Origin of the sequence: Aquabacterium sp. (genome assembly GCF_029946005.1) — a bacterium.
In the GTDB taxonomy this organism is placed as follows: Bacteria; Pseudomonadota; Gammaproteobacteria; order Burkholderiales; family Burkholderiaceae_C; genus Aquabacterium.
In genome coordinates this window covers 374,592-401,128 of record NZ_JAQSDR010000002.1, presented here as the reverse complement: position 1 = coordinate 401,128, position 26,537 = coordinate 374,592, and the positions used below count along the sequence as shown (strand labels likewise).

Annotated in this window: 24 protein-coding genes; 14 read left to right on the top strand and 10 right to left on the bottom strand. The window is 63.5% G+C overall.

Translation table 11 applies throughout. The features are described from left to right. Positions 1 to 7: 7 nt before the first annotated feature. The 3 genes from PSV38_RS02130 to gatC are packed head-to-tail and all read right to left on the bottom strand — an operon-like array spanning position 8 to position 2,657. Positions 8 to 856, bottom strand: coding sequence for a metal-dependent hydrolase (locus PSV38_RS02130; protein ID WP_300544297.1), 849 nt, complete (start codon positions 854 to 856; stop codon positions 8 to 10). Then, positions 853 to 2,361 (bottom strand): Asp-tRNA(Asn)/Glu-tRNA(Gln) amidotransferase subunit GatA, encoded by a 1,509-nt coding sequence (gene gatA / locus PSV38_RS02125; protein WP_300544295.1) that lies wholly within the window; start codon positions 2,359 to 2,361, stop codon positions 853 to 855. The genes PSV38_RS02130 and gatA overlap by 4 nt, the downstream gene beginning before the upstream one ends. Then, the gene (gene gatC, locus PSV38_RS02120; RefSeq protein WP_230180221.1) at positions 2,358 to 2,657 is read right to left on the bottom strand and encodes an Asp-tRNA(Asn)/Glu-tRNA(Gln) amidotransferase subunit GatC; all 300 of its coding nucleotides are present in this window, start codon (positions 2,655 to 2,657) and stop codon (positions 2,358 to 2,360) included. Before gatC ends, gatA begins: the two co-directional genes overlap by 4 nt. 274 nt (positions 2,658 to 2,931) lie before the next feature. On the opposite strand from gatC, the gene PSV38_RS02115 reads away from it, so the two are divergent. From PSV38_RS02115 to coq7, 6 genes are all read left to right on the top strand, one after another. Further along, positions 2,932 to 3,975 (top strand): rod shape-determining protein, encoded by a 1,044-nt coding sequence (locus PSV38_RS02115; protein WP_300544291.1) that lies wholly within the window; start codon positions 2,932 to 2,934, stop codon positions 3,973 to 3,975. A 67-nt stretch (positions 3,976 to 4,042) separates the two neighbouring features. After that, the gene (gene mreC / locus PSV38_RS02110; protein WP_366526632.1) at positions 4,043 to 5,017 is read left to right on the top strand and encodes a rod shape-determining protein MreC; all 975 of its coding nucleotides are present in this window, start codon (positions 4,043 to 4,045) and stop codon (positions 5,015 to 5,017) included. Next, the gene (gene mreD / locus PSV38_RS02105) at positions 5,014 to 5,529 is read left to right on the top strand and encodes a rod shape-determining protein MreD (RefSeq protein WP_300544286.1); all 516 of its coding nucleotides are present in this window, start codon (positions 5,014 to 5,016) and stop codon (positions 5,527 to 5,529) included. The genes mreC and mreD overlap by 4 nt, the downstream gene beginning before the upstream one ends. Before the next feature lie 23 nt (positions 5,530 to 5,552). Next, positions 5,553 to 7,586, top strand: coding sequence for a penicillin-binding protein 2 (gene mrdA / locus PSV38_RS02100; protein WP_300544283.1), 2,034 nt, complete (start codon positions 5,553 to 5,555; stop codon positions 7,584 to 7,586). Next, the gene (gene rodA / locus PSV38_RS02095) at positions 7,583 to 8,743 is read left to right on the top strand and encodes a rod shape-determining protein RodA (RefSeq protein WP_300544280.1); all 1,161 of its coding nucleotides are present in this window, start codon (positions 7,583 to 7,585) and stop codon (positions 8,741 to 8,743) included. The genes mrdA and rodA overlap by 4 nt, the downstream gene beginning before the upstream one ends. Before the next feature lie 10 nt (positions 8,744 to 8,753). After that, positions 8,754 to 9,431: a 2-polyprenyl-3-methyl-6-methoxy-1,4-benzoquinone monooxygenase gene (gene coq7 / locus PSV38_RS02090; RefSeq protein WP_300544278.1), complete on the top strand. Its 678-nt coding sequence runs from the start codon at positions 8,754 to 8,756 to the stop codon at positions 9,429 to 9,431. A 12-nt stretch (positions 9,432 to 9,443) separates the two neighbouring features. On the opposite strand, the gene PSV38_RS02085 is transcribed toward coq7, so the two are convergent. Both PSV38_RS02085 and PSV38_RS02080 read right to left on the bottom strand, forming a co-directional pair. Next, on the bottom strand, positions 9,444 to 9,866 hold the full coding sequence (locus tag PSV38_RS02085) for an OsmC family protein (RefSeq protein ID WP_300544276.1): 423 nt from the start codon (positions 9,864 to 9,866) through the stop codon (positions 9,444 to 9,446). A gap of 265 nt (positions 9,867 to 10,131) precedes the next feature. After that, on the bottom strand, positions 10,132 to 12,216 hold the full coding sequence (locus tag PSV38_RS02080; protein ID WP_300544273.1) for a UvrD-helicase domain-containing protein: 2,085 nt from the start codon (positions 12,214 to 12,216) through the stop codon (positions 10,132 to 10,134). A gap of 270 nt (positions 12,217 to 12,486) precedes the next feature. Here PSV38_RS02080 and PSV38_RS02075 point away from each other — a divergent pair, with 270 nt between their 5' ends. After that, positions 12,487 to 13,122: a PEP-CTERM sorting domain-containing protein gene (locus PSV38_RS02075; RefSeq protein WP_300544271.1), complete on the top strand. Its 636-nt coding sequence runs from the start codon at positions 12,487 to 12,489 to the stop codon at positions 13,120 to 13,122. An 89-nt stretch (positions 13,123 to 13,211) separates the two neighbouring features. On the opposite strand, the gene PSV38_RS02070 is transcribed toward PSV38_RS02075, so the two are convergent. Beyond that, positions 13,212 to 14,471, bottom strand: a complete 1,260-nt coding sequence (locus PSV38_RS02070) for an alpha/beta fold hydrolase (RefSeq protein ID WP_300544269.1) — start codon at positions 14,469 to 14,471, stop codon at positions 13,212 to 13,214. Between the two features lie 142 nt (positions 14,472 to 14,613). Between PSV38_RS02070 and PSV38_RS02065 the strand changes: the two genes are divergently transcribed. After that, positions 14,614 to 15,591, top strand: a complete 978-nt coding sequence (locus PSV38_RS02065) for a septal ring lytic transglycosylase RlpA family protein (RefSeq protein WP_300544268.1) — start codon at positions 14,614 to 14,616, stop codon at positions 15,589 to 15,591. Next, positions 15,591 to 16,460 (top strand): DMT family transporter, encoded by an 870-nt coding sequence (locus PSV38_RS02060; protein ID WP_300544267.1) that lies wholly within the window; start codon positions 15,591 to 15,593, stop codon positions 16,458 to 16,460. Before PSV38_RS02065 ends, PSV38_RS02060 begins: the two co-directional genes overlap by 1 nt. 5 nt (positions 16,461 to 16,465) lie before the next feature. On the opposite strand, the gene hemE is transcribed toward PSV38_RS02060, so the two are convergent. Beyond that, positions 16,466 to 17,572: a uroporphyrinogen decarboxylase gene (hemE, locus tag PSV38_RS02055; RefSeq protein WP_300544266.1), complete on the bottom strand. Its 1,107-nt coding sequence runs from the start codon at positions 17,570 to 17,572 to the stop codon at positions 16,466 to 16,468. 119 nt (positions 17,573 to 17,691) lie between these two features. Between hemE and PSV38_RS02050 the strand changes: the two genes are divergently transcribed. Further along, positions 17,692 to 19,137 (top strand): hypothetical protein, encoded by a 1,446-nt coding sequence (locus tag PSV38_RS02050; RefSeq protein ID WP_300544265.1) that lies wholly within the window; start codon positions 17,692 to 17,694, stop codon positions 19,135 to 19,137. A gap of 68 nt (positions 19,138 to 19,205) precedes the next feature. Then, positions 19,206 to 20,567 carry a hypothetical protein gene (locus tag PSV38_RS02045; protein ID WP_300544263.1) on the top strand — a complete coding sequence of 454 codons (1,362 nt, stop codon included), beginning with the start codon at positions 19,206 to 19,208 and terminating at the stop codon, positions 20,565 to 20,567. A gap of 22 nt (positions 20,568 to 20,589) precedes the next feature. Here the strand turns inward: PSV38_RS02045 and PSV38_RS02040 are convergent, their stop codons facing one another. The 3 genes from PSV38_RS02040 to PSV38_RS02030 are packed head-to-tail and all read right to left on the bottom strand — an operon-like array spanning position 20,590 to position 24,250. After that, positions 20,590 to 21,687: a hypothetical protein gene (locus PSV38_RS02040; protein WP_300544261.1), complete on the bottom strand. Its 1,098-nt coding sequence runs from the start codon at positions 21,685 to 21,687 to the stop codon at positions 20,590 to 20,592. 51 nt (positions 21,688 to 21,738) lie between these two features. Continuing rightward, on the bottom strand, positions 21,739 to 23,373 hold the full coding sequence (locus tag PSV38_RS02035) for a GH3 auxin-responsive promoter family protein (protein WP_300544259.1): 1,635 nt from the start codon (positions 23,371 to 23,373) through the stop codon (positions 21,739 to 21,741). A 1-nt stretch (position 23,374) separates the two neighbouring features. Next, positions 23,375 to 24,250, bottom strand: a complete 876-nt coding sequence (locus PSV38_RS02030; protein ID WP_300544257.1) for a hypothetical protein — start codon at positions 24,248 to 24,250, stop codon at positions 23,375 to 23,377. A gap of 208 nt (positions 24,251 to 24,458) precedes the next feature. Between PSV38_RS02030 and PSV38_RS02025 the strand changes: the two genes are divergently transcribed. The 3 genes from PSV38_RS02025 to atpB all read left to right on the top strand — a co-directional run bounded on the left by PSV38_RS02025 (position 24,459) and on the right by atpB (position 26,515). After that, positions 24,459 to 24,974, top strand: a complete 516-nt coding sequence (locus PSV38_RS02025; protein WP_300544255.1) for a GNAT family N-acetyltransferase — start codon at positions 24,459 to 24,461, stop codon at positions 24,972 to 24,974. 116 nt (positions 24,975 to 25,090) lie between these two features. Beyond that, complete coding sequence (locus PSV38_RS02020; protein WP_300544253.1) at positions 25,091 to 25,612, top strand: ATP synthase subunit I; 522 nt, start codon at positions 25,091 to 25,093, stop codon at positions 25,610 to 25,612. A gap of 12 nt (positions 25,613 to 25,624) precedes the next feature. After that, the gene (atpB, locus tag PSV38_RS02015; protein WP_300544251.1) at positions 25,625 to 26,515 is read left to right on the top strand and encodes a F0F1 ATP synthase subunit A; all 891 of its coding nucleotides are present in this window, start codon (positions 25,625 to 25,627) and stop codon (positions 26,513 to 26,515) included. Positions 26,516 to 26,537: the final 22 nt, after the last annotated feature.

Here is a 26,537-nt window from a genome sequence, read left to right as displayed (position 1 = left end):
GTTCAATTCAGGGACGGCTGCCGACGGCGCGGTAGGTCTGGGCGTTCTGTTGCCGCCAGCGCTCCAGCAGTGCCAGGTTGTTGTGTTGCCAAGGGTGAAAGTGGGGCTTGAAGTAGGCCAGCCAGTGCGGCAAGGTGTGCCAGGCCACGCCATCGCGGCCAAACCAGAAGCCGAGCGCACTGCGGTGGGTGGACCACTTGAACAGCATGCCGTCGCGGCGCAGCATCTTGGCGGTTTGGATGGCCACCCAGATGTTGAACTCGATCGAGATCAACAGGAAGAGCGACACGCGCATCAGGTAAGTGCCGCCGACGGCGTTGTAGGTGTCCATGGCCACGGCCTTGTGCTCTGATTCTTCGGCCGCGTGCCAGGTCCACAGGGCGCGCATCATCGGCGTCATGCGCTCGGTCCAGCTGCTGCGGCGCAAGAGGCCATCGCCCAGCACGGCGGTGAAGTGCTCGTAGGCCACCGTGATGGCCAGCTTGAAGCGCGGCGGCGAGTTGCGCGTGAGATGCATGACGCGCTGGAGCGTGCGTTCCACCCAGGCGTCGTAGCCCATGGCCAGCAGGTGGTCGTTGTACTGCTGGTGCAGGTGGCGGTGCGTGGCCTCCTGACCGGCGAACAGCTTGATGTCCTTGGCCAGTTGCGTGTTGCCCTGGCGTTCGACCTCGGGCAGGAAATGGCGCACCGCGTCGATGAAAAACTGCTCCCCCACCGGGAACATGAAGGACAGGGCGTTGAACACTTGCGAGCGGTAGGCATCGCCCCCGTTCCAGTGCGGCTCAAAGCCCTGGCTCAAATCAATGTCCAGGTGGCGGATGGTCATGTCATGCGATGACGCGGGGGCGGTGCTCATGCCAGGCTCGCAGGCACGCGCTGGTGCCAGTCGGTGGCCTGCTGGAAGGCGTGCGCCGTGTGCAGCAAAGTGCCTTCCTGCCAGTAGTTGCCGATGAGTTGCAGGCCCACGGGCAGGCCGTGCTCGCCGAAGCCCGCAGGCACGCTCATGCCGGGCAGGCCAGCCAGTGAGGCGGGCAGGGTGAAGATGTCGGCCAGGTACTCGGCCAGCGGGTCCGCCTGGCGGCCACCGTCGGCCGCGATGGGGCGCGCCACGTTGGGCGACACCGGCCCGGCGATCACGTCGCAATGCTGGAAGGCCGACTGGAAGTCATCGGCAATCATGCGGCGCAGCTTTTGCGCCTGCAGGTAATAGGCGTCGTAGTAGCCGTGCGATAGCACGTAAGCACCGATCATGATGCGGCGCTTGACCTCGGGGCCGAAGCCTTCGGCGCGGGTCTTGCGGTACATGTCGGCCAGGTCGGTGTACTGCTTGGCGCGGTGCCCGAACTTCACGCCATCGAAGCGGCTCAGGTTGGACGAGGCCTCGGCCGGCGCGATGATGTAGTACACGGGGATGGACAACTCGGTGCGCGGCAGGCTGACGTCGACCAAAGTGGCGCCCAGCTTTTGCAATTGCGCCAACGCTTGCTTGGTGGCCTCAAGCACGCCAGCGGCCACACCTTCGCCAAAGAACTCTTTTGGCACGCCGACACGCAGGCCTTTCAAGGGCTGCTCGGCCGTGGCGCCCGCGCGTGGTGTTCTCAAGCCACTCACAAAATCAGGCACAGCTTGTTGCGCACTGGTGGCATCGCGCTCGTCGAAGCCGCTCATCGCTTGCAGCAGCAGGGCGCAGTCTTCGGCCGTGCGGGCCATCGGGCCGGCCTGGTCGAGCGACGAAGCGAAAGCGATCATGCCGTAGCGCGAGCAGCGGCCGTACGTGGGCTTGATGCCGGTGATGCCGGTCAGCGCAGCCGGTTGGCGGATCGAGCCGCCGGTGTCGGTGCCGGTGGCACCTGCAACCAAGCGCGCCGACACGGCCACGGCCGAGCCGCCAGACGAGCCGCCGGGGATGCGGTCGGTGGCCCAGGGGTTGCGCGCCAAGTGATACGCCGAGTTTTCGTTGGCGCCGCCCATGGCGAACTCGTCGCAGTTGAGCTTGCCCACGGTCACCGTGCCGGCGGCCTTCAGCTTGGCCACCACCGTGGCGTCAAACGGGCTGACATAGCCTTGCAGGATCTTGGACGCGGCCGTGGTCGGCAGGTCGCGGGTCACGAAGATGTCTTTGTGTGCGATCGGGATGCCATCCAGCGGGCCCAGGGCCTGTCCAGCAGCGCGGCGCGCATCGGCGGCGGCGGCCTGGACCAGCGCGCCCTCCGCGTCCACGTGAAGAAAAGCCCCCAAAGCGCTGTGGGCGGCAATGCGCGCCAAGGCATGGCGGGTCAAGTCCACACTGGTCGTCTGGCCGGCCGCAAGCTGCTGGCCGGATTGCGCCAGCGTTAAATCATGTAAAGACTGTGCGCTCATTCGATCACCTTCGGCACCAAAAACAGGCCATTTTCCTGGGCCGGGGCATTGCGCATGTTGGCGTCGCGGTCGTTCGACTCGCTGACGGCATCCTCGCGCAGGCGCAGGGTCACGTCTTCGATGGCCGACAGGGGGGTGTACAGGGGCTCCACGCCAGAGGTGTCCACGGCGCGCATCTTCTCGACGATGGCGAAAAAGTCATTCAATTGGGTCAGCATGGCGGTTTGCTCCTCGCTGCGCAGTTCCAGGCGCGCGAGTTGGGCAATCCGGCTGACGTCAGCGGGGGTCAGGGCCATGGGTTTCATCCAAGGTAGCAAAGGCGGTGCCCAGGGAGATTTCACCGGGGCTTGGGGTATTATCCTAGGTTATCCATCACCAGTGAATGCACAACAATTGGGCATGTTGCGGGTGGTGGGTTGAACACCATTTCTGATCGTCGCCGGTGCTGTGTCGCCGCGCGGCGCATCTTGTTTGCAAGGCTTTTCTCGGGTTTGGGGCGATTCGGCGCGTGCGGTCATGCGGCACGGCGGGTGGTCCTTCACCTGATGAGGCTAGCCGGAGAGTTGTCGCATGTACGGAATGTTTCGCAAGTATTTCTCCACCGACCTGGCCATTGACTTGGGCACGGCCAACACGCTGATTTTTGTGCGTGACAAGGGCATTGTGCTGGACGAGCCCTCGGTGGTGGCCATCCGCCACGAGGGTGGGCCCAACGGTAAAAAAACCATCCAGGCCGTTGGCACCGAGGCCAAGGCCATGCTGGGCAAGGTGCCCGGCAACATCGAGGCCATCCGCCCGATGAAGGACGGCGTGATCGCCGACTTCACCGTCACCGAGCAGATGCTCAAGCAGTTCATCAAGATGGTGCATCCGCGCTCGGTGCTCAAGCCCTCGCCCCGCATCATCATTTGTGTGCCCTGCGGCTCCACCCAGGTCGAACGCCGCGCCATCCGCGAATCCGCGCTGGGTGCTGGCGCTTCCGAGGTCTACCTGATCGAAGAGCCCATGGCCGCGGCCATCGGCGCCGGTTTGCCGGTGTCCGAAGCCTCGGGCTCGATGGTGGTCGACATCGGCGGCGGCACCACTGAGGTGGGTGTGATCTCGCTGGGCGGCATGGTCTACAAGGGCAGCGTGCGCGTTGGCGGCGACAAGTTCGATGAGCACATCATCAACTACATCCGCCGCAACTACGGCATGCTGATTGGCGAGCCCACCGCTGAAGCCATCAAGAAAAGCATCGGCAGCGCCTTCCCGGGCTCCGAGGTCAAGGAAATGGAAGTCAAGGGCCGCAACCTGTCGGAAGGCGTGCCCCGCAGCTTCACCATCTCCAGCAACGAGATCCTGGAGGCCCTGACCGATCCGCTCAACCAGATTGTGTCGGCCGTCAAGAACGCGCTGGAGCAAACGCCTCCCGAACTGGGCGCCGACATTGCCGAGCGCGGCATGATGCTGACCGGCGGCGGCGCCCTGCTGCGCGACCTGGACCGCCTGCTGGCCGAAGAAACCGGCCTGCCGGTGCTGGTGGCCGAAGACCCGCTGACCTGCGTGGTGCGCGGTTGCGGCATGGCCCTGGAGCGCATGGACCGCCTGGGCAGCATCTTCACCTCGGAATAAGCTGGTGACACGGTGAGCACCGCGGGCTAGCGGTGCCTGCCTTTTTGCGCGGGAACGCTGCATGCCCATGGTCACACTGGATCGTTCGCCACCGCCCTTCTTCAAGCAAGGGCCGTCGGCGTTCACCCGGCTGATGTTTTTCTCTGCCCTGGCCATTTTCCTGATGGTGGCCGACACGCGCTGGAAGGTAACGCAACCTCTGCGCGCCGTGGTGGCCACGATGTTGCAGCCGGTGCAAAGCGTGCTGTTGGCCCCGCAGGCCTGGTGGGCTGATGCCGGGCACTACATGTCGGGCCTGGAAGCCGCCCGGCTTGACCAGCACCAATCCCAGAAGAAAGCCGCCGCCCAGGCTGAGCGCGTCATGCGCGTCGATCAACTTGAGCGTGAGAACGCGCGCCTGCGCGAGTTGCTGGCCTTGCGCCCCCGCGTCAATGTCCAGTCCCAGGCCGCCGAAGTCTTGTACGACGCGCCCGATCCTTTCACCCGCAAGGTCGTCATCGACCAGGGCAGTCGCCATGGTGTGATCCTGGGCTCGCCCGTGATCGACGATGCGGGCGTGCTGGGCCAGGTCACGCGCTTGTATCCCTTGACGTCCGAGGTGACGCTGGTCACCGACAAGGATGCCGCCGTGCCGGTGGTCAACAGCCGCACCCGCCAGCGTGGTGTGGCCTACGGCACGCCTCAAGTGTTGGGCATGGAGTTGCGCTTCATGGCGGGCAATGCCGATGTGCAGGTGGGCGACGAACTGCAAACTTCCGGCCTGGATGGGGTCTACCCGGCGGGCTTGCCAGTGGCCAAAGTGGCGCGCGTGGACCGCCGCGCTGATTCGGCTTTTGCGCGCATCGTGCTGACGCCCAAGTCTCAACCCGACAACTCACGCCACGTGCTCTTGCTGCACCCCTTGGCCGACCAGTTGCCCGATCGTCCCTCCGAGGCAGAAACCATCGCGGCGTCTGCTGCGGCGCCCGCTTCTGCCGCCAGCGTGCACCATGCCAAGGCCGCATCCACCGCTCACCCTGCGGCTTCGGGAGCCAAGCCATGATGCCGCGTGGCAGTCCACTGCTGATGCCGGTCAACCCGGTGTTCATCTGGGTGAGCCTGTTGCTGGCGTTCGCCTTCAACCTAGTCCCCATGGGGCGCTCCGGGGCCGTGCCCGACCTGCTGGCCGTGGCGCTGGTGTTCTGGAACGTGCACCAGCCGCGCCGCGTGGGCGTGGGCGTGGCCTTCGCCTTTGGCGTGTTCATGGATGTGCACCAGGGCGCCTTGCTGGGCCAGCACGCCCTGGCTTACACGCTGCTGAGCTACTCGGCCATCGCGGTGCACCGGCGTCTGCTGTGGTTCACGGTGGGTTCGCAAGCTGTGCAGATCCTGCCCTTGTTCATCGCCGCGCACATGGTGTCGCTGATGGTGCGCTTGATCGCGGGCGCGGGCTTTCCGGGCTGGACCTTGATGGTGGCGCCTTTGCTGGAGTCCGCCTTGTGGCCGGTGGTGACCTTCCTGTTGCTGGCGCCGCAGCGGCGCGCCCCCGACCGCGACAAGAACCGGCCGCTGTGAGCCCGGCCTGACCTGACGCCTCAATGACTGAAATCAAGAACCTCGAACAAGAGCTGGGCCGCTTTCGCGCTCGCTTGTGGGCGGCGGTGGGGTTCGTCTTGTTCTGCTTCGGCCTGCTGGCCTCGCGCCTGGTGGTCTTGCAGGTCAACCGCCACGAAGAGCTGTCCACCCAGGCCGAGAACAACCGCATCGCGGTCGTGCCCATCGTGCCCAACCGCGGCTTGATCGTGGACCGCAATGGCGTGGTGCTGGCCAACAACTACTCGGCCTACACGCTGGAGATCACACCCTCCAAGGTCGAAAACGTCGAGGCTACCATCGAGGCCCTGGCCAGGATTGTCGAGGTGGCCCCTCGCGACCGCCGCCGCTTCAAGCGCCTGCGCGAAGAATCCAAAAGTTTCGAGTCCATCCCCATCCGAACCCGCTTGACCGACACCGAGGTGGCCCGCTTCACCGCGCAGCGATTTCGCTTTCCCGGGGTCGACATCCAGGCGCGCCTGTTCCGCCACTATCCTTACGGCGAGCTGGCCAGCCACGTGCTGGGCTACATCGGCCGCATCAACCAGAAAGAAAAAGAAGCCATCGAGGACTGGCCCGATGAAGAGCAGGCCAACTACCGGGGCACCGACTACATCGGCAAGCTGGGCATCGAGCAGAACTACGAGCGCGAGCTGCATGGCCTGACGGGGGTCGAGGAAGTCGAGACCAGCGCGGGGGGGCGGGCGGTGCGCCGCCTGCGCTCCAAGCCGCCCACACCGGGCAACACGGTGCACATGTCCATCGACATCAAGCTGCAGGCCCTGATCGAGCGCTTGTATGGCAGCCGCCGTGGCGCCCTGGTGGCGATTGATCCGCGCAATGGCGAGGTGCTGGCCTTCGTCAGCAAGCCCACCTTCGACCCCAACCTGTTCGTGGACGGCATCGACAGCGAGAACTGGAAAGAGTTGAACGAATCGCCCGACAAGCCCTTGCTCAATCGTGCTTTGCGCGGCACCTACCCACCCGGCTCCACCTACAAGCCCTTCATGGCCCTGGCCGCACTGAACACCGGCAAGCGCAGCGCCACCATGAGCATGTACGACAGCGGCGTCTTCATGTTTGGCGGCCACAAGTTCCGCAGCCCGGAGAACGAGCAGACCGGCATGGTGGACATGCGCCGAGCCATCGTCAAATCCAGCAATGTCTACTTCTACTCCCTGGCCAATGAGCTGGGCGTGGACGTGATCCACAGCCAGATGAGCCCCCTGGGGTTGGGTCGGCTGACGGGCATTGACCTCAAGGGCGAGGTGACCGGCCTGCTGCCCTCGACCGATTGGAAACGCCGCGCCTACAAAAAACCGGAGCAACGCCGCTGGTACGCGGGCGAGACCATTTCGCTGGGCATCGGCCAGGGCTACAACAGCTTCACCATGCTGCAGATGGCCTCGGCTTTGTCCACCATGGTGTCCGATGGGCGGCGTTACGAGCCGCGCCTGGTGCGCGAGATCGAAGACGTGCTCACGCGCGAAAAGCGCGTGGTCTCCAGCCAAGCCCTGGCGCCGCTGGCCTTCAAGCCCGAGCACACCGCCTTCATCCGCGAAGCCATGCACGGCGTGACGCAGGAGGGTACCTCGACCCGCGTGTTCCTGGGCGCGACCTATGCCAGCGGCGGCAAGACCGGCACGGCCCAGGCCGTGGGCCTGAAGAAGAATGAGAAATACGTGGCCTCGCGCATGGACGAATACCAGCGCGACCACTCCTTGTATGAGGCCTTCGCGCCGGTGGACCAACCCCGCATTGCCTTGACCGTGATCGTGGAGAACGCCGGCTTTGGCGCCGAGGCCGCAGCGCCCATCGCCCGCCGCGTGCTGGATTACTTGCTGTTGGGCCAATACCCCAGCGAAGAAGACATCGAGGCCGTGCGCCAGGGCAAGGGTGGGCCGCCCATTGGCGTGCCGCGCAAGGTGGGCGAAGTGTCCATGCCCCACGGCCAGGATGCCTTTGGCGGCGACGTGCCCCTGCCCACGTCGGCGTCCGCCCCGGCAGCCGCTTCTTCTTCACCTGCGAGCGCGCCATGAACGGATCGTTTGGTCAGCCCTCGCTGTGGCAACGCGCCAAGCCCATCTTCGGGGGCTTTGATCTGCCCTTGTTGCTCGCGATCCTATGCCTGTGTGGCCTGGGCTTGTTCACGATGTACTCGGTGGGCTACGACCATGGCACACGTTTCATCGACCAATCGCGCAACATGGCGCTGGCTTTTGTGGTCATGTTCCTGGCCGCTCAAGTGCCGCCACAGCGCCTGATGGCGCTGGCCGTGCCGCTGTACGTGGCTGGCGTCATCCTCTTGCTCATCACCGCCTTGCCGCACGTGGGCATCACCAAGAAGGGCGCCACGCGCTGGCTCAACGTGGGCATGGTCATCCAGCCCAGCGAGATCCTCAAGATCGCGATGCCGCTGATGCTGGCCTGGTGGTTCCAGCGGCGTGAGGGGCAGCTGCGGGGGCTGGACTTCGCGGTGGCCGGCCTGCTGCTGGCCATTCCCGTGGGCCTGGTCATGAAGCAGCCCGACCTGGGCACCTCCTTGCTGGTGCTGTCCGGGGGGATCTACGTGATCTTCTTCGCGGGGTTGAACTGGAAGCTGATCCTGCCAGTGGTGTTGTTGGCCGCGGCGGGCATCACCACCCTGGTGCTGTCCGAGGACAAGATCTGCCAGCCCGGCGTCGACTGGGTGCTGCTGCATGACTACCAGAAGAACCGCGTCTGCACCTTGCTCGATCCCACGACCGATCCGCTGGGCAAGGGCTTTCACATCATCCAGGGCATGATCGCCATCGGCTCGGGCGGCATCACAGGCAAGGGCTTCATGAAGGGCACCCAGACCCACCTGGAGTTCATCCCCGAGCGCACCACCGACTTCATCTTCGCGGCCTTTGCAGAAGAGCAAGGCCTGGTGGGGTGCCTGCTGTTGATGGCCGCTTTCCTGGCGCTCATTTTCCGGGGTTTGATGATCGCGGCTCAGGCGCCCACGCTGTTCTCGCGTTTGCTGGCGGGGAGCCTATCGCTCAGCTTTTTCACCTACGCGTTTGTCAACATGGGCATGGTCAGCGGCATCCTGCCGGTGGTGGGCGTTCCATTGCCTTTCATCAGCTATGGCGGCACGGCCATGGTCACCTTGGGCCTGGCCTTGGGCATGCTCATGTCCATTGCCAAGAGTCGTGGATTGATGCAGCGCTAACATGACCAACATGAACTCATCTTCAACCTCAGCTTCGTCGGCCACCGTGGGCCGTGACCACTCTCCGGTCGATCGCGTCCTGATCGCGCTTGACTCGGCGTTGCGCACCGTGTTTGCCGACCACAGTGCCTCGCGCCCTTGCCCGCAACCCCAGGTGGTGGACACCACGCCTTTGACCGAGGCCGAGAAGCGGCACGCCGCCGCCCTCATGCGGGTCAACCACGTGGGTGAGGTGTGCGCGCAGGCCCTGTACGCCTCGCAGGCCCTGGGCACCCGAGACCACGCTTTGAAGGCCCAGTTCGACGCCGCCGCGCGTGAGGAAACCGACCACCTGGCCTGGACCGAGCAGCGCCTGCGCGAGCTGGGCGGGCGCACCAGTGTGCTCAACCCCTTGTGGTACGTCGGCTCCTTTGGCTTGGGGCTCCTGGCTGCGCGCGCGGGCGACAAGACCAGCCTGGGTTTTGTGGTTGAGACCGAACGCCAGGTCGAACAACACCTGGATGGTCACTTGACGTCTTTGCCCGCGGGCGATCACCCGTCGCGCGCCATCGTGGCGCAAATGCGTGATGACGAGGCCGAGCATGCCCGGGCCGCGCTCAACGCTGGTGCGGTGGAGTTGCCCGCCCCGGTTCGGGGCCTCATGCGCCTGGCCGCCAAGGTCATGACGACCACGGCGCACTACCTCTGAGCCTGGGCCAGGTCAGGCCGCCACGATCTCGAAACTGGTCGTGATCTCGGCCGTCTTGCCCAGCATGATGCTGGCCGAACAGTATTTCTCGTGCGACATCTGAATCGCACGCTGGACCGTGGCCTCGGTCAGGTTCACCCCCGTCACCACAAAGTGCATGTGGATCTTGGTGAAAACCTTGGGATCGGTGTCGGCCCGTTCGCTGGTGAGCTTGAGCTGGCAGCCGCGCACATCATGGCGCCCGCGCTTGAGGATCAAGACCACGTCATAAGCGGTGCAGCCGCCAGTGCCCGCCAGCACGGTTTCCATGGGGCGCGGCGCCAAATTGCGCCCACCTCCGTCGGGCGCGCCATCCATCGTGAGCACATGGCCGCTGCCAGTTTCTGCCAGAAAAGCCATGCCTGCCGAGGGCTGCCAGTGAATCGTGCATTCCATGTGTTTGCTTCCAGAGGTCTCTAAAGGGTTGAATCTTGCACAAAGAAACAATTTTCCGGGAAACCCCTTGTGTCAGATTTTGGTAAAGAATACAATTTGATGTGTGGGTGTGGAACTTTTTACCGGTTCCCTGGTCAGACACCCAGCTTGTTTCATTTGTCTCCTCCACTCCTCCATTTTTTGGCGGATTTCAAAGCCCGGAATCTTTCGATTTCGGGTTTTTTTTCGTCTGAACACATGGGCGCTCAATCAGCGTGCCTGCCATTCAGGGCTCGATGGGCTTGGCGCTGGCCGATTTGGCCGCCAGTTCTTCCCGCTGACGTCGCAGTTTCTCGCGCGGGTTCTCCACCGGCCCGCCTTCGCCCAGCTTCATCTCGGCGATGAAGCGGCTGGGGATGGCCACGATCAACTCTCGCCCCTTCTTGCGGCGCTTGAGGGTGCTGACCGCCAGGCTCAGCCTGGCTCGGGTGATGCCCACGTACATCAGTCGGCGCTCTTCTTCCAGTCGATCGGGCGTGATCTCGTTTTCTTCGTTGTTGAAGGGCAGCGAGCCTTCGTTCACACCTGCCAGCACCACGTGCGGCCATTCCAGACCCTTTGAGGCGTGCAGGGTCGACAAGGTCACCACATTGGGGTCGCCACCCCGGTCGGCCAGGCTGGTGATCAGGGAAATGGTCTGGGCCACCTCGATCACGTTTTTCTTCTCCGTCTCGACCGTCATGCCGCCATCGTTCTCGATCTCGCCGCCGCAGCGCTTGGCGATCCAGTCAATGAAGTCCAGAACATTGGCCCAGCGGCTGGCAGCGATTTTTTCACTTTCGGCTTCGTCGTACAGGTGCTGCTCGTAGCCGATGTCCTTGAGCCATTCCATCAGCAGCACTTTGGCGTCTTCGCTGCCTGAGGTGGTGCGCGCGCGGTGGTCGAGCTCGTTCACGAAGCGGCCGAACTCGTGCAGCGAGTCGATGGCGCGCGCATTCAAGCTGGCCGACAGCGATTCGGCGAAGAGCGCCTCGTACAGGCTGACCTTCCATTTGCCCGCGAACTCGCCCAGCGAGCCCAGCGTTTGGTGGCCAATGCCGCGCTTGGGCGTGGTCACGGCGCGCAAGAAAGCCGGGTCGTCGTCGTTGTTGACCAAGAGGCGCAGCCAGGCGCACAGATCCTTGATCTCGGCACGGTCGAAAAAGCTCTGTCCGCCCGACACTTTGTAGGGCACGTTGGCCTTGCGCAGCGCCTTCTCAAAGGCCTTGGCCTGGAAGTTGGCGCGGTAGAGGATGGCGAAATCGCTCCAGGGCGCGGCCACGGTCGAGCCCGTCGCCCCGGCGTGCAGCGCCAGGATGCGCCCCACGGCGCGCTCCGCCTCGTGCTCCTCGTTGTCGCACTCGACCACTTTGACCGGCTCGCCTTCGCCCAGGTCGCTCCACAAGGTCTTTTGATAAAGCTTGGGGTTCAGCGCGATGACGTGGTTGGCCGCGCGCAGGATGGCGCTGGTAGAGCGGTAGTTCTGCTCCAGCGGGATCACCTTGAGCTGCGGGAAATCCTGCGGCAGGCGCTTGAGGTTGTCCAGAGTGGCGCCGCGCCAGCCGTAGATGGATTGGTCGTCGTCGCCCACGGCGGTGAAGATGCCGCGCTCGCCCACCAGCAGCTTGAGCAGGTCGTACTGGGTGGCGTTGGTGTCCTGGTATTCGTCGACCAGCACATGGCGCAGGTTGCGTTGCCACTTGGCGCGCACGTGCTCGTGGTCCGCCAGCAGCTTCATCGACAGGCCGATCAGGTCGTCGAAATCGACCGCCTGGTAGGCCATCAGGCGCTCTTCATACAGGCGCATGACGCGGGCGCAGATGCGTTCGTCGTCGTTCTCGGCAGCGCCCTCGGCCTGGGCACTGTTCAGCCCCTGGTTTTTCCAGCTGCTGATGGTCCACTGCCACTGGCGGGCCTGCTTGGGATCGGTGGTGCCGCCCGCGTCGCGGATGATGCCCAGCACGTCGTCGCTGTCCATGATGGAGAACTTGGGTTTCAGGCCCAGGGCCTCGCCATCCTCGCGCAGCAGGCGCACGCCCAGCGAGTGGAAGGTGCAGACCAGCAGCTTGCTGGCGGCCTTGCCCCCGATCAGCGCCTTGGCGCGCTCGCGCATTTCAAGCGCAGCCTTGTTGGTGAAGGTGATGGCCGCGATCTGCGAAGGCGCCAGATCGGCGCCGTGCCCGGGCTGCAGCAACCGGGCGATCTTCTGGGTGATGACGCGGGTTTTGCCCGAACCCGCCCCGGCCAGAACGAGGCAAGGGCCATCAAGGTGCAGCACGGCGGCCATCTGGGCCGGATTGAGGGTGGAGGCAGGGCTGGGAGAGGCGGACACAGAAACACTGATTCTCGGGGGGCACAGGCCACACAGCATAGTGCACAGTTGATTCGGCGATTCAGACCTTGGTTTTCGCCTTCGCTCCCCTTGAACAGGGGGTCGGCAAAACCCTCTTGGTTGTCGGGCGTTGCACAGCTAATATTTACACAGTCGGGGCTATATCACGAATCGATTCCAGTCACCGCTTCCGACATCTTCCGCGAGGAGAGGAGCTTTTTTATGATACAAAATCTGCGAAAAATAGCAGTGGCGACGGGGTTGGCGGCGATGGCAATTGCCTCTTCGGCAAATGCTGCTGTAGCACAAGCGTCCAGCTACACCTACGATTTCAAGACGTTCTATGACACGTCGACGATCTCCAATCCATTCGACACCAAGACGCTGAGCTACTCAGTGGCCTCAATGTCCATCAAGGACATCACGGGCGGCGTTGAAATCTCGTTGAAGCAAAACAGCACGCTGTTCCCTGCCAAGACCACCTCCGGCACATTCCTGGACGGCCTGTGGCTGAACGGCGACTGGGGCACTGTTGCGGCCAAGTCTGGCACGGCTGCATCCGGTGGCGCCACGTTCCTGAGCCTGCCCACCATCTACAAGGATGGCGGCTACGTCTACAACGGAAGCATCGGCTTTGCTGGCAACGGCATCACCGAAGGCAGCACCTCGGTCTTCACGATCAAGGCCAGTGGCGTGTCTGCCTACGACTTTGCCAAGTCGAGCAACGTGCCGATGATCATGCTGACGAACGTTGGTGGCATCTACAACACCTTCCTGTCGGGTGGCAAAGTGAACTTCGTGGGCACCATTGCACCGCAAATTCCTGAGCCAAGCACTTACGCGCTGATGGGACTGGGTTTGGTGGGTGTGGCTTTTGTCAGCCGCCGCGCTCGCCGCGCTGCCTAAACTTGGGTCCGGCGGGGTTCCCCGCTCGGCAAAAGCCCCGCTTCGGCGGGGCTTTTTTCATGGTGCCACCCACGCGTTCAAGCGAGCCTTCAAAGGCTGGCCACAAACTCGCCCACCAAGTCAGAGAATGCCGAAGGGTCTTCGGCCGCGCTGAGGTGCGCGCAACCGCTCAGGGTCACCAATTGCGATCGAGCAATGCCCCGGGCTAGCACCGAGGCCATGTCAAGGGGTGTGCTCTCATCCCTCTCCCCCGCGATGACCAAGGTGGGCACCCGGATCTGATTAAGCCGCGCAGTGGTGTCGATTTCGCAAATGGCGACCGCGCAGGCGATGTAGCCCTCAGGGTCAGTGGCCTCCAGCAGGCGCTGGTGACGCGCCACGGTGGCGGCCTGGGTTTGCCGGAATGACTCGCTGAAAAACCGCGCCATGGTGCTGGTGCTGACCGCCCCCAGACCATGCGATTCAACCGTGGCAATGCGCTGCCCAATCGCTGAGCGCCCGGATTCGGGGTAGGCGCTGGTGGTGTTGGACAGCACCAGGGCTTTGACCTTGTCGGGGTGGCGAATGGCGAGTTCCTGGCCAATCATGCCGCCCATCGACAGGCCGACCCAGATCACCGGTTCATGCGCCACTTCGTCGATCAGGCGGGCGGCGTCGGCGGCCAATTCGGCCAGGCTCAGGGGATCATTCGGGATTTGCGAACGGCCATGCCCGCGGGTGTCCGGGCAAATCACGCGGCAGGTGGCCGCCAGGTCGTTGGCCACGGCGTCCCACATGCTGCTGTCTTGGCCAAGCGCATGGCTGAGGACCACGGTTTGGGCTTCCTCGTCGCCGTTGCGTGCCTCGCGCACAGTGGCGTGCAGCTTGGGGCGGGTGCTGGTGAAAACCGACCTGCCCACGCCCGGGTGCCAAGCCTCGGTGGCGGGGTGGGGCAAGGGCTCGATGCCCAACTCTTTCATGATGCCCAGGGCCCGCGCAAAACCCGTGTTGGCGGCGGGCACGCCGGCGTAAATTGAGATCTGAATCAGGGCCTCGCGCACTTCTTCCACGCTCAGGGTGTGCGAGTTGCCAGGCGTCAGGGCGCCCCGCAGGTGAATTTCGAACTCATCCCAGCGGCCCAGCGCGCTGGTCACGGCCAGCACGATGATGCGGCGGGTTTTCCAGTCCAGGCCTGGGCGGCCCCAGACGCCATGCCAGGCGTAATCGGTGATGAAGTGCTGGAACTCAGCATTGAACGTGTTGGCCTTGGCCACCGACTTGTCCACCCAGGCGTCGCCGAGGGCGGCTCGGCGGTTGCGCATGCCCCTCTCGAAAGGATGGTCGAAGGGGTGTTCGAGGTCGGAGGACATGGCGGCGCATTTCAAAGTTCGGTGCGTGAATTGTGCCGCGCTTGGGGCGGATTTCGCGCCTGATGAAAACCCCTCTGGTGCATTTGCCATGCCAGCGCAGCCTGCCAGCAGGTGGTGCGGCAAGTCGTGTATGGTGCGGGCCATGTCTGTTTTTGCCCTGCGCTCATCCTTTGGTCTTCCGGTCAGCCTCCTGATCGTGTCGATCCTGGCCGGTTGCGCCTCCGGGCCCGCTCCCACGACGGCCCGTTCACCGGGGGGTGGTCGGGATGGCCCGCCGGCCGTGACCCCGGCGGACCTGGCCAGGGTGCCTGATCCCGAACCCCGGGTCGAGCCCATCCGCCAAGGGGGCCCCAACAAGCCTTATTCGGTCATGGGCCAGAGCTACGCGCCGATGGCCACGGATGTGCCCTGGAAGCAGCGCGGGCTGGCCTCCTGGTATGGGCAGAAATTCCATGGGCGGCGCACGGCCAGTGGCGAACTCTTCAGCCTTTATGGCCTGACCGCGGCTCACCGCACTTTGCCCATTCCCAGTTATGTGCGAGTGCGCCACATCGCGTCAGGCAAGGAAGTGATCGTGCGGGTCAATGACCGGGGGCCGTTTCACTCGGCCCGGGTGCTGGACTTGAGCTACGCGGCCGCCCTGAAACTAGGCATTGTGGCCATGGGCAGTGCCGAGGTGGCGTTGGAGCGTCTGACGTTTGACGACATTCGCACAGGGGCATGGCGGCGCGGCGCGCCTGCCACGACCCCTGAGTCGGACCCTGTCGACCCCATCGAGACTTTGGCGCTGGCGCCAAAGTCGCAGGACGCGGTGGCCGCGCCGGACAGTGGCTGGGCTTTGCCACCCGTGGCTGAAGCCTCTGGTCGTGCCTACACCCAGGCCGCCCGTGGTTTTTGGGTGCAATTGGCCGCGCTGGGCAAGCGCGACGGGGTCGACAAACTGCAGGAGCGGGTCACGACTGAGCTGTCTTCCCTGACGCCGCTGATGGCGGTGTTCAAGGAGGCGGCCTTGTTCCGCCTGCAGGTGGGCCCTTATGAAAGCCGCGAGCAGGCGCAAGGCGTGGCGCAGTCCGTGCGCCAGATCCTTGCCTTGAACCCCATGGTGATCGAGCGACGTTGATGCCTTACCTGGCGCTGGTGTGCAACGCGATGATCTGGGGGCTGTCGTGGTGGCCATTGCGGCAGCTGCAGGCCATGGGCTTGCACCCCTTGTGGGCCACCTCGATTTTCTTCGTGCTGGGCACGGGGCTGATCCTGGCTTGGCGGCCGTCGGCCCTGGCCGTGCTGTTTCGCTCGCCCGCGTTGTGGTGCCTGGCCCTGGCGGCGGGCACCACCAACGCTGCCTTCAATTGGGGTGTGAGCGTTGGCGAGGTGGTTCGCGTGGTGCTGCTGTTTTACCTGATGCCGGTGTGGGCGGCGTTGCTGGCCTGGCTGACGCTGGGTGAGCGGCCGACCCCGGCGGCGGCCTTTAGGGTGGCGTTGGCGCTGATGGGCGCCCTGCTGGTGCTCAAACCGGCTGATGCACCTTGGCCGGTGTTCGCGGGGCTGCCCGATGTGCTGGGGCTGTTGGGCGGATTCGGTTTCGCGGCCAACAACGTGATCCTTCGGCAGCAGGTGCACCAACACACGGCCGCGCGCGCCTTGGCGATGTTCATGGGCGGCATCCTTCTGCCGGGTGGCCTGGCGGTGGTTTTGACCAGCCAGGGCTTCATCCCCCCCTTGCCGGCGTTTGACGCACGCTGGTTGTTCGGCGCCTTGGCCTTGGGCCTGGCCATGTTCTGCGGCAACATGGCGCTACAGTACGGCGCCTCTCGCGTGCCGGTCAACATCAGCTCGGTGGTGATGTTGACCGAGATCGTATTCGCGGCCGGCTCCGCCGTGTGGTGGGGCGGCGAGGTGTTCACCCCCATCGTGATGGCGGGCGGCGGCTTGATCCTGCTGGCCGCCGTGCTGGCCGCTCGCGAAGGCACGGCGGCCCACGCTCCTTAAGCTTCTCAGCCGCGCTGGCGGCGCGAGTGCTCGTGCACCGTGTCCACCAGCACTGACACGTGCTCGGGCGGTGTGAACTGGCTGATGCCGTGTCCCAGGTTGAAGATGTGGCCATGGCCTGCGCTCGGCACACCAAAGCTGTCCAGCGTCTTGATGACCTCGGCCTGGATCTGATCCGGCTTGGCGAACAGCACGTTGGGGTCGAGGTTGCCTTGCAAGGCCACGCGGTCGCCGACGCGGGCTCTGGCCTTGGCCAGGTTCACGGTCCAGTCCAGGCCGATGACATCACTGCCAGCATCGGCGATCTCGTCGATCCACAGGCCACCGCCTTTGGTGAACACGATGTGCGGGATGCGGAAACCATCGTGCTCTTTTTTCAGTTGTGACAGCACGCGCTTCGTGTAGGCCAGGCTGAACTCCTGGAAGGCCCCATCGGCCAGCACGCCGCCCCAGGAGTCGAACACCATCACGGCTTGCGCACCGGCTTCGATCTGGGTGTTCAGGTACAGGGCCACGGCGTCGGCGTTGATGGCCAGGATGCGGTGCATCAGGTCGGGGCGCTGGTACATCAGGGTCTTGACCAGGCGGTAGTCGTCCGAGCCGCCGCCTTCGACCATGTAGCAGGCCAGCGTCCAGGGGCTGCCTGAAAAGCCGATCAAGGGCACGCGGCCCACGCCGTTCGAATCAGCCAGGGCCTTGCGGATGGTGCGCACGGCGTCGAACACGTAGCGCAGCTTGTCCATGTCAGGCACGGCCAGTTTGGCCACGGCGGCTTCGTCGCGCACCACGTTGGCGAACTTGGGGCCTTCTCCGGCGGCAAAGGTCAGGCCCAGGCCCATGGCGTCGGGCACGGTCAGGATGTCGCTGAAGAGGATGGCGGCGTCGAGGTCGTAACGCGCCAGGGGTTGCAAGGTCACCTCGCAGGCGGCCTCGGGGTTGGTGGCCAGGCCCATGAAGCTGCCGGCTTTGTCTCTGGTGGCTCGGTATTCGGGCAAATAGCGCCCCGCCTGGCGCATCAGCCACACGGGCGTGGCGTCGGTGGGCAGGCGCAGGCATGCTCGCAGGAAGCGGTCATTGGCCAGGGATGGGAGCTTGGGCGTGGCGGATGTCATCCCGGCATTGTAGGCAGGTGCACCACTCAGAGTGGACATCACGCATGCGCGGTAAATGTGCGTGGACCTCCGCACAAGTCATAAGGTGCGGCGGGCCTGGCTTCTGGCAGGATTCCGACATGGTCCAAGCAGTTGAAGACACCACCCATCCCCTGAACCGCACGGAGCACGGCTATGCCGCCGTTGATGGCGCCGCCGGTACCATGGTTCAGCCCTACATGATCCGCCTGAACGCGCCGGTGGCAGAGGCGCTTGTGCGCCGCAGCATGCGCTCGCTGGTCACGCATCACCCCCGTTTGCGTGGCGTGGTGTCGCCGGGGCTGCATTTTTGCCGATTGCGCATCCTGCCCGACGACGAACTGGTGGATCAGTTGTTCAACGTCGCCTACCGCGTCGAGGCCCACATCGACGCGCAGGACAGCGCCGCGCTGGAGGCCTACCAAACTCAAATGCTCAACGAGGTGATGCCGCTGGAGCGTGGCTTGTCGGTGCACATGCGCTTCATTCCCCACGCCTCGCAGCCCGTGGTGTTTCTGTGTTTGCACCACCTGTTCGGTGATGGGCGCACCTGCATGCAACTGGTGGGCGATCTCCTCAAGCTGCTCAATGGCCAGGCGATTGAGATGCAGCCTGTCGAAACCCCATCGATGATCGGTGCGGTGGCGCCGGCCCATTGGTGGCAATGGCCCCGGCACATCTGGCGCTCACGCCAGCACAAGGTGAACGAAGCCCGGCGACAAGCCGACTTGCACATCCAGCAGTTGCCGATGCGGGCCACCACGCATTTCTCGGTCAATGCCATGCGGCAGCACCGGGTCAGCGTCGGGTCGGCCGAACTGCGGCAGGCCGCCCGCAAGCTGGGCGTTTCGCTCAACACCTTCATGGTGTCGGCCGTGGCGCAAAGCTTCCTGGACATGGCCCCTGACGATCCCCAGGCTGCTGCCGTCATCCGCATCTCGGTGGACCTGCGCCGTCACTATCCTGAGTCCCGCCACTTCGGCCCGCTGTGGGGCAACCACGTGGGGGCCTTCCTGGTCACCGAAGACGATCCGCGCAAGTCCCTGCCGGAGCGCGTCCGGTCGGTGGGCGCACACGTCAAGGAAGGGCTGGACCGTTTTGCCCGCCGCGAGATGTTCTGGACGTATCTGCTGGAAGAGGCCATGCCTTTGATGGGACGCACTCTGCTCGGGCATGTCGTCCACCAGCTCAAGCGCCAGAACAAGCTTCCCAAGATCAGCTGCCATTGCACCAGCCTGGGTGATGTCAGCCACATCAATCCACCAGGTGCCACGATCAAGGCCATTGAGTTCCAACCCATCGTGACCAGCGTGGCGCTGCTGATGGTGATGGTTGAGCTGGACGGCGTGTTCTACCTGCCCACTTCCTGGCAGCGCAGCGACAACACGGTGGAAGAGATCGATGCCTGCCTGGCCCGCCTGGACCTGACCTTCGAGAGGTTGGTACGCGAGGCCGGCGGTGACCGGGGCCTCCACACCGCCAGATGCGTGGCCCCGCAGGTGGTCAAAGAATTGAATGTCGATATCCGTGTTTCGTTGAGCGATTAACCACCTGTTTGAGGGGTTGATGGCCAAAGGGCGGCTGCACCCGCCCGATGTCGGGCAGGATGCAATTCATGGCCGCCATCACCCACGACATTGTTCCCTTCAACCGCACTGAACATGCCTATGCCGCCATTGAAGGTTTGGCGGGCACGATGATCCAGCCCTACCTGTTGAGGCTGAGCGCGCCAGTGGACACTTTGCTGGTCAAGCGCGTGTTGCGCGATTTGGTGACCCTTTACCCCAAGCTACGCGCCGTCATCGAGCCGGGACTGCACCGATACCACTTTCGAATCCTGCCGGATGACCTTGTGGTTGATCAGTTGTTTGAGCTTGCCTTCGAAGTGCAGCCGCACATCAACGTGGATGACCCTGCCGCGTTGCTGGCCTGGCAGCGCCGATGTCTGCACCACGTGGTGCCTCTGGAGAAGGGCATTGGGCTGCGCGTCTGGTACGTGCCCCACGCCCAGCGCCCTGTGCTGATGTTCGCTGTGCCGCACATCTTTGCCGATGGCATGACGATGCTTCACCTGGTCAAACAATGCCTCCAAGGGATCAACGGCATGCCGATGGAGGCCATGCCCATCGAGGCGCCTTCCATGGTCGGGGCCATTGCCCCCGCGAAGTGGTGGCAATGGCCCGGCAAGGTGTGGCGCTCGCGGCAGCACAAGGTGGCTGAGCGCCAGCTGCTGGCCAAGCTCAATGTGCAGCAACTGCCTCGGCAGCCGCACCCCAACTACGGCACTTCCGGCCTGAGCCTGGGCGGTTTGCCTGTGCCTGTGGCGGACCTGCGCAAAGCGGCTCGCCAGTTGGGCGTGACCCTCAACACCTTCCTGACCGCGGCGATTGCCCAGACCTTCTTGGAGCAGGCGCCCGATGACCCCAAGGCCGCGGCCGTGATCCGCACCTCGGTGGACATGCGGCGCTATTACCCCAAGTCTGCGGGGCACGGCCCCTTGTGGGGCAACCACGTGGGGGCCTTCCTGGTGATCGAGCAAGGTCCCGGCAAGTCCCTTCAGGAGCGCGTCAAATCCGTCGATGCCAGCATCAAGGAAGGGCAGTCGCGCTTTGCCCGCCGCGAGATGGCCTGGACGTATTTGTTTGAAGAGCTCATGCCGCTGATGGGCCGCACCCTGATCGGGCATGTGGGCGTGGCATTGCGCCGGGCGGACCGCTTTCCTCAGATCAGCGCCCACGCCACCAGCCTGGGCGACGTCTGCGGCTACTTCAACCCCAAAGGCGCGGCCATCCAGGTCGAGCAGTTTTGGGCAGCGGTCAACACCATCTCGCCGATCATGGGCTTGATGGAGGCCAACAACGAATTGCTCTGCTCCATGATCTGGCAGGAGTCAGAGACGTCGGCGGATGACGTGGCAGCGTTTCGCCAACGCCTGGGTGTCACGCTTCAGCGCATGGTCCAGGAAGCGGGCGGCTGACACCAGCGGCCACCAGAGCCGATCAAAGGCGGCCCAGCTCCACGTACAAGGGGCGGTTGTCGATGCCGGGGCGCGGATCTTCGCCATAGCTCAGCCAGAAGTGACTTGAGAACAGCTTCTGGCGTTTGTAGCCACGAGGCACGTTTTCCAGCGGGTCGCCGTTGGTGATGGCAATCGCCAAGGCGTCGTACTTCTGGCCCTGGTGGGCCATGATCCAGTCGATCAGGCCTTGCAGCACCGCCGGATCGTCTTTGGCGACCAGGATGTTGTACAGCGAGAGGTAGTTCAACGCGCCCCCGATGGCGGGCAGCTTGAAGCCACCAGTCAGGCCCACGTACAGGTTGTACAGCGGGCGCAGCACCTTGACGATGGGCTTGAAGCCCACGATGCGCGTTTGTTTGTAGGCCTTTTGGTTCCAGCCAGCCAGGAAGCCGATGATCTCGCCGTTGCGCGTGGCCAGGGCAAAGTCGCCGATCGACAAACCCGCGTAGTAGGGATCACCGGCTTGCAGCTTGGTGAAGTCGTAGACCGGGTAGCCGTTGCGGCGCGGCGCTTCGCAGTCGAAGAACACTTGCATGGCCGACACGTCGGCGGCGGTGGCTGCGCGGATCTGAACGCCAGCGGGGATGCGCGGCGTGATCTTGCGCGTGAAGATGAAGCTCGTCTCGATCGCGTGGCTGATCCAGTAGCGGAACAGCACGCCATCGGCCGACTTGGCGGCGGCGTCCAGCGGGGCGGTGTTCTCTTTCAACACAATGCCTTGCAGCAGGTCCTCGTTGGAGCGGAACTTCTTCTGCTCCACGAACAGGTTCGAGGCGATGCCGCGTCGGCGGTAGAACGGGTCCACTCGCGTGTCGCCTGAGTAGTACACGCGGCGCTTTTGCCCACTGATGAACAACTCGCGGCCCGAGATCACGGTCAAGCCTGCCAGCACATCGGGGCGTTCATCGTCGTCGGCCACCGTCAGCACGAACTCGTCACCAATCACCTTGGCCCCGACGAAGAAGTCCGGGTCGCGCTGGAAGCACATCTGCGCCACGCCCGGCATCGTGATCTTGGTGATCAGGTCTTGCATCTTGGCGTTGTCGGCGGGTGTGCCCAGTCTTACAGTGATGGCCATGGTCGGTGAAAGTGGTTGTTCGGGTGAAGGCGATTCTGAAGCAAGCGAGGGTCAGGCGGCGACGGCGTCCAGCACATCGCGCAGCACGGCCGGTACTTCCCCACGCCAATGGCGCAAAGGTTCGATCTTGATGTTGCCTTCGATCATGCCGCGCAGGCGGCATTGGTCCAGGTAGATCTCGCGCATTTGGGGCAGGGCGATGCAGGCGGCTGGCTGCAATTGACCCAACTCGCGGGCCAGCTTGTAGTGGAAGTTGCCCAACAAGGCCTTTTCCAGCTGGGCCGACAGTGCCTGCTGCAAAGCCGTGCGGTTCGCCTCGGGGGCGCATTCCACCAGCAACACATAGCCTGGTGATTGATGGGTGCTGTGGTCCAGCGCCAGCAGGGTCACGGGCAGCGCGTTGTCCAGCGGCAGGCTGTCTTGCACCTGCTGTGCGGTGGTCGCGCTGATCTTCTCGCCCACCAGGTCCACGCCGTCATTGCGGCCCAGGAAGGTGAAGCACGGCACCTGGCCCAGGTGGCCATCCACGCGGATCACATCGCTCATCTTGTAGCGAGCAAAGCCGCTGCCGGTGGTCATGATCGGGATCACGTCCTGGCCTTCGCGCAATTGCCATGGGGCCAGCACCCGGCCGTCCTGCGCATCCTGGAACTCGTAGAAGTGGCTCAGGTAGGACAGCGGATAACGGCCTTGAAACGGGAAGGTCACCACGCCTTCGGTGGCCCACAAACCCTTGCCCTGGAAGTTGGCGTGCGGCAGCAGCGACTTGAGCTTCTGCGCCCAGGGTGCGGCGGCAGCCGTGTCCCACGCGCTCAGCACCGCCAACTGCGGCCACAGTTTCGCAAAGAACTCGGCGTTCATCACGCCATTCCAATCGCGCAGCAACTGCGCGGCACGGGGCGATTGAGGGCAGGGCAGGCCCGCCATGCGCGAGGTGCGCTTGCCCCAGTGGCCGCGCGACAAGGCCTCTGCCAACTCTTCGCGCCAACGGCCCATCTGCTCCAGCAAGCCCAGGCCAAAGGTGGGGCTCCACACTGAGATGAAACCCAAGGCCTCATCGGACACCAGGTAAGCCAGGGTGGCGAACAGCGAGTCGTCAGAGGTCTCGGCCAGGGCGATCTCTTGCGGCGCCGCCTGCGTCAAATAGGCCAGCAGACGCTTGCCCCAGGACAACATCTTCATGTCGTCGTTGATGTCACCGGCCGTCTGGCCGCGCATGTCGGTGGGGATCCACGACAGCGACCAATAGTGCGTGCCATTGGCCTGCCCGGGGAACTGGCGGTACAGATCGCCCACCCACGCCGTGATCACCTGGTCCAGCTCGTCCAGGAACATCTTGGTGTACGGGATCCACTTCACCGCCGAGGTCGAGCCGCTGGTGGGCTGGTAGCGCATCACTGGCGAATCGATCAGCAGGTTCTGCTTGCGCTCGCGCTGTTGCAGCAGCAGCTCCGCATAGTCGCTGTAGGTGGTGACGGGTTGCTGGCGGGCGAACTCTTCCCACGACCAATCCGCGCGGATGCCACGGCGTTGTCCTTCGGGTGAGTTTGAGGCAGCAGACAACCAACGCGACAGCCTGGCGCGCTGGATCGATTCCAGTTCGCCAAGATGCCGTTCAAAACGGCGCCGGCCCGGGGCGACCAGCAGTTTGAGAAGGTGGTGTCCTAGGGTATGACTGGCCCCCATGTCAGGAGGCCTTGGTCCGTTCGATCGCCTCGTCGGCGTCCACGTCCAGCCATGCCTGCTTGTGCTTGTCACCGCTCGACGTCGCTTGACGCTTGGCCAGCTCCAGGCCTTCCGGGCGGTGGGTGCCCAGGATGTGCTTCTTGATCCACTTCCAGGGCACGTCCACGATCGAGCGCACCAGGCTCTCGTAGTCGCAGGCGGCCAGGCAAGGCACCTCGGTGCCACGGCGCCAGCTGGGGTTCACCTTCTCGAAGAAGGCGATGTGCGGGTTGGCCGAGACCAGCTCGGGCGTGATGGTGGCCACGTCGCCCTTCAGGCGCACATAGCTTTCGCCGAAGTCCAGCAACATCTTCTCGCGGTCGAACGCATCGGGGAACAACTGCTGGCAATACGCCTCGGTGACGCGGCGGTACTGGTCGTCCTTGCCGTTCACGTTCGGGTAGTAGTTGTAGAAATTGTTGGTCATCAAGAGATACGTCTTGTACCCCTTGGAGATCAGGAACCAATAGAAGGGCACGAAGGGGCGCTTCAGGCGCTCAATGATCAGGCGACGGTAGAAGGTGTTGGCCAAGGCATTGTTGCCCCAGTAAGCCTGCTCAATGATGGTGTCGCCGCTGAAGATGCCGCGCACGCGCTTGCCGTCGACCTTCAAGTCGAAAAACGTCTGGGTCGAGAAGCCCACGATCTGGTCGTCCACGGCGCGCGTCACCAGGATCACGCCCGATTTCTTCGACAAGTCGGTCAGGAAGATGTCCAGCGACGTGTTCTCGTAGTACTTGGCGTACAGGTCATACATCTGCTTGATGTTGGTGACCGTTACTGAGCTGATGGGGCGGAAGAAGGTGCTCACCTTCTCTTTTTTGACAGTTGCAGACATAAAAATACTCCACCGGGGCGCCCAAGGCCTGGACAACAAACCCCGGCAACCTCCGAACGGGGAGCGTTGAATGGGTTGGCTGAAAAACAAAATGTTGCAATTACTTGCCTGTTGATCAGGATGCCGGTCTTGTCCAAAATCCAGCATGGGGCTTGCCCGAGGAGACCCCTCAATCAGGGGGTGTCTCGATATACACTGACCATCAAATATGGACGCCAACATCCCTTCGATTTCTCTGTGCGCGGCGCAGGGGCCGCAAGACTGGGCGCAGGCCATGGCCATCCTGGCCGAGTACGGTGATTCATTGGGGGTGGACCTGTCCTTCCAGTCCTTCGAGCAAGAGCTGGCCGATCCGGCTGGTAGCTATGTCGGGGCCGCAGAGGTTTTTTTGCTGGCCACGGTCGATGATGCGGTCGCCGGGTGTTGTGCCCTGCGTTCGCTGCTGGATGCCAGCGAGGCCAATGCCTGTGAAATGAAGCGCTTGTACGTGCGTCCCGCCTTCCGTGGCTTTGGTCTGGGGCGCATGCTGGTCGAGACCTTGATGCAGCGCGCTCGTGAATCAGGCTTCGGCACCATGTTCGTGGACACCCTGAGCGATATGGAGGCTGCTCGCGAGCTGTACACCAGCCTGGGCTTTGAGCCGACCGAGCCCTACTACTTCAATCCACTGCCCGGTGCGCATTACTTTCGGGCGGATCTGGATGGCGCCATCAGCCGCTACTGAGCCGACGATGTCCCGTGGCGTTGTGACCCGCGCTTGAGGGGTTCTTGTCTTGTGTATGACCTAAGACTGGATTCATGCCCCGTAAGCGCGTATAATCTTTAGGTTTTGTCGACACCATGAAGCCGTCAGCATTGGATGACACCCGGAAAATCGAGCGAGTCCTTGATGACTCCATTGAGAATCCGGAGCCTCCAGTCAGGCAGTGGAGCCGCGACGAAGTCGAAGCCCTGAGGCTTCGGCAGCCGGTGGTGTCCTTGTGGCGTGTGGTGGCCATTCAGGCTCTGGTTGGCATGTTGCTCGCTTTAGGGTCCTGGCTTCTGGCTGGGTACCGCAGCAATGTGATGTGGTCGGCGCTTTATGGTGCAGCCTGCGTGGTGGTGCCTGGTGCGCTGTTCGCCTACGGGATGAGTCGGCAGGTGTCTGCCATCAATGCCGGTGTGGCCGTTTTCGGCTTCATGCTGTGGGAATTTGTGAAGATTGGGGTGGCGGTCATCATGTTGGTGGCTGCTGTCAAAGTGGTGCCGCAATTGAGCTGGCCTGCCTTTCTGGTGGCGCTGATTGTGTGCATCAAGCTGAATTGGCTGACCTTGTTCATGCAAGGTCGGGTGAAGAAAAACGTCGCGAGCGACAAGCGCTAACTGAGATCAACGATGGCAGCTGAAGGACACGAAGAGCAGGCCCTGACCGCCAGTGGTTACATCACGCACCACTTGCAGCACTTGCAGAAGAACTTCGCCTGGGAAAGCACCAAGCAGACGTCGATTGTGGACTTCAGTGTCTTCAACGTCGATTCGCTGTTCTGGTCCTTGATCATTGGTGTGATCGGATCTTTTGTGTTGTGGTCGGTCGCGCGTCGCGCCACATCGGGCGTGCCTGGGCGCATGCAGGCCGCCATCGAGTTGATGTACGAAATGGTCGATAACCAGGCCAAGGGCATCATCAAAAATGCCAACAGCCGCAAGGTGGTGGCACCGTTGGCCCTGACCGTGTTTGTCTGGATCTTCCTGATGAACTTCATGGACATGCTGCCGGTCGATCTGCTGCCGCAAGTCTGGCATCACGCCGGTCCCGCGCTGGGCTACCACGAGTACATGCGTGTCGTGCCCACGGCCGACCTGTCCACCACATTGGGTCTGTCTACCAGCGTGCTGTTGATCTGCCTGTTCTACAACATCAAGATCAAGGGTCTGGGCGGTTGGTCGCACGAACTTGTGGCGGCGCCTTTTGGCGACCACTTCCTGCTCTACCCCATCAATTTCCTGATGCAGCTGATTGAGTTCACCGCCAAAACCGTCTCGCACGGCATGCGGTTGTTCGGCAACATGTTCGCTGGTGAGCTGGTGTTCATGCTGATCGCCTTGATGGGCGGCGTCTGGTCCTGGCAGTTCAACCCCGCTGAAGGTTATTTCTGGTTGGGCATCGGTCACATCGCGGCCGGCACCATCTGGACCTTGTTCCACATCCTCGTGATCACGCTGCAAGCCTTCATCTTCATGATGCTGACGCTGATCTACGTGGGTCAGGCACACGATCACCATTGAGTTGTCGTAAGTTTTCGGTTTT

Excerpts from the sequence above, each read along its gene's own strand:
- PSV38_RS02065 (WP_300544268.1), top strand. The coding sequence starts at position 14,614 with ATGTCTGTTTTTGCCCTGCGCTCATCCTTTGGTCTTCCGGTCAGCCTC.
- mreD (WP_300544286.1), top strand. The coding sequence starts at position 5,014 with ATGATGCCGCGTGGCAGTCCACTGCTGATGCCGGTCAACCCGGTGTTC.
- gatC (WP_230180221.1), bottom strand. The coding sequence starts at position 2,657 with ATGGCCCTGACCCCCGCTGACGTCAGCCGGATTGCCCAACTCGCGCGC.
- PSV38_RS02030 (WP_300544257.1), bottom strand. The coding sequence starts at position 24,250 with ATGTCTGCAACTGTCAAAAAAGAGAAGGTGAGCACCTTCTTCCGCCCC.
- PSV38_RS02085 (WP_300544276.1), bottom strand. The coding sequence starts at position 9,866 with ATGGAATGCACGATTCACTGGCAGCCCTCGGCAGGCATGGCTTTTCTG.
- PSV38_RS02115 (WP_300544291.1), top strand. The coding sequence starts at position 2,932 with ATGTACGGAATGTTTCGCAAGTATTTCTCCACCGACCTGGCCATTGAC.
- PSV38_RS02040 (WP_300544261.1), bottom strand. The coding sequence starts at position 21,687 with ATGGCCATCACTGTAAGACTGGGCACACCCGCCGACAACGCCAAGATG.
- rodA (WP_300544280.1), top strand. The coding sequence starts at position 7,583 with ATGAACGGATCGTTTGGTCAGCCCTCGCTGTGGCAACGCGCCAAGCCC.
- PSV38_RS02070 (WP_300544269.1), bottom strand. The coding sequence starts at position 14,471 with ATGTCCTCCGACCTCGAACACCCCTTCGACCATCCTTTCGAGAGGGGC.
- coq7 (WP_300544278.1), top strand. The coding sequence starts at position 8,754 with ATGAACTCATCTTCAACCTCAGCTTCGTCGGCCACCGTGGGCCGTGAC.
- PSV38_RS02130 (WP_300544297.1), bottom strand. The coding sequence starts at position 856 with ATGAGCACCGCCCCCGCGTCATCGCATGACATGACCATCCGCCACCTG.
- PSV38_RS02075 (WP_300544271.1), top strand. The coding sequence starts at position 12,487 with ATGGCAATTGCCTCTTCGGCAAATGCTGCTGTAGCACAAGCGTCCAGC.
- PSV38_RS02020 (WP_300544253.1), top strand. The coding sequence starts at position 25,091 with ATGAAGCCGTCAGCATTGGATGACACCCGGAAAATCGAGCGAGTCCTT.
- gatA (WP_300544295.1), bottom strand. The coding sequence starts at position 2,361 with ATGAGCGCACAGTCTTTACATGATTTAACGCTGGCGCAATCCGGCCAG.
- PSV38_RS02060 (WP_300544267.1), top strand. The coding sequence starts at position 15,591 with ATGCCTTACCTGGCGCTGGTGTGCAACGCGATGATCTGGGGGCTGTCG.
- PSV38_RS02025 (WP_300544255.1), top strand. The coding sequence starts at position 24,459 with ATGGACGCCAACATCCCTTCGATTTCTCTGTGCGCGGCGCAGGGGCCG.
- PSV38_RS02035 (WP_300544259.1), bottom strand. The coding sequence starts at position 23,373 with ATGGGGGCCAGTCATACCCTAGGACACCACCTTCTCAAACTGCTGGTC.
- mreC (WP_366526632.1), top strand. The coding sequence starts at position 4,043 with ATGGTCACACTGGATCGTTCGCCACCGCCCTTCTTCAAGCAAGGGCCG.
- hemE (WP_300544266.1), bottom strand. The coding sequence starts at position 17,572 with ATGACATCCGCCACGCCCAAGCTCCCATCCCTGGCCAATGACCGCTTC.
- PSV38_RS02045 (WP_300544263.1), top strand. The coding sequence starts at position 19,206 with ATGGCCGCCATCACCCACGACATTGTTCCCTTCAACCGCACTGAACAT.
- atpB (WP_300544251.1), top strand. The coding sequence starts at position 25,625 with ATGGCAGCTGAAGGACACGAAGAGCAGGCCCTGACCGCCAGTGGTTAC.
- PSV38_RS02050 (WP_300544265.1), top strand. The coding sequence starts at position 17,692 with ATGGTCCAAGCAGTTGAAGACACCACCCATCCCCTGAACCGCACGGAG.
- mrdA (WP_300544283.1), top strand. The coding sequence starts at position 5,553 with ATGACTGAAATCAAGAACCTCGAACAAGAGCTGGGCCGCTTTCGCGCT.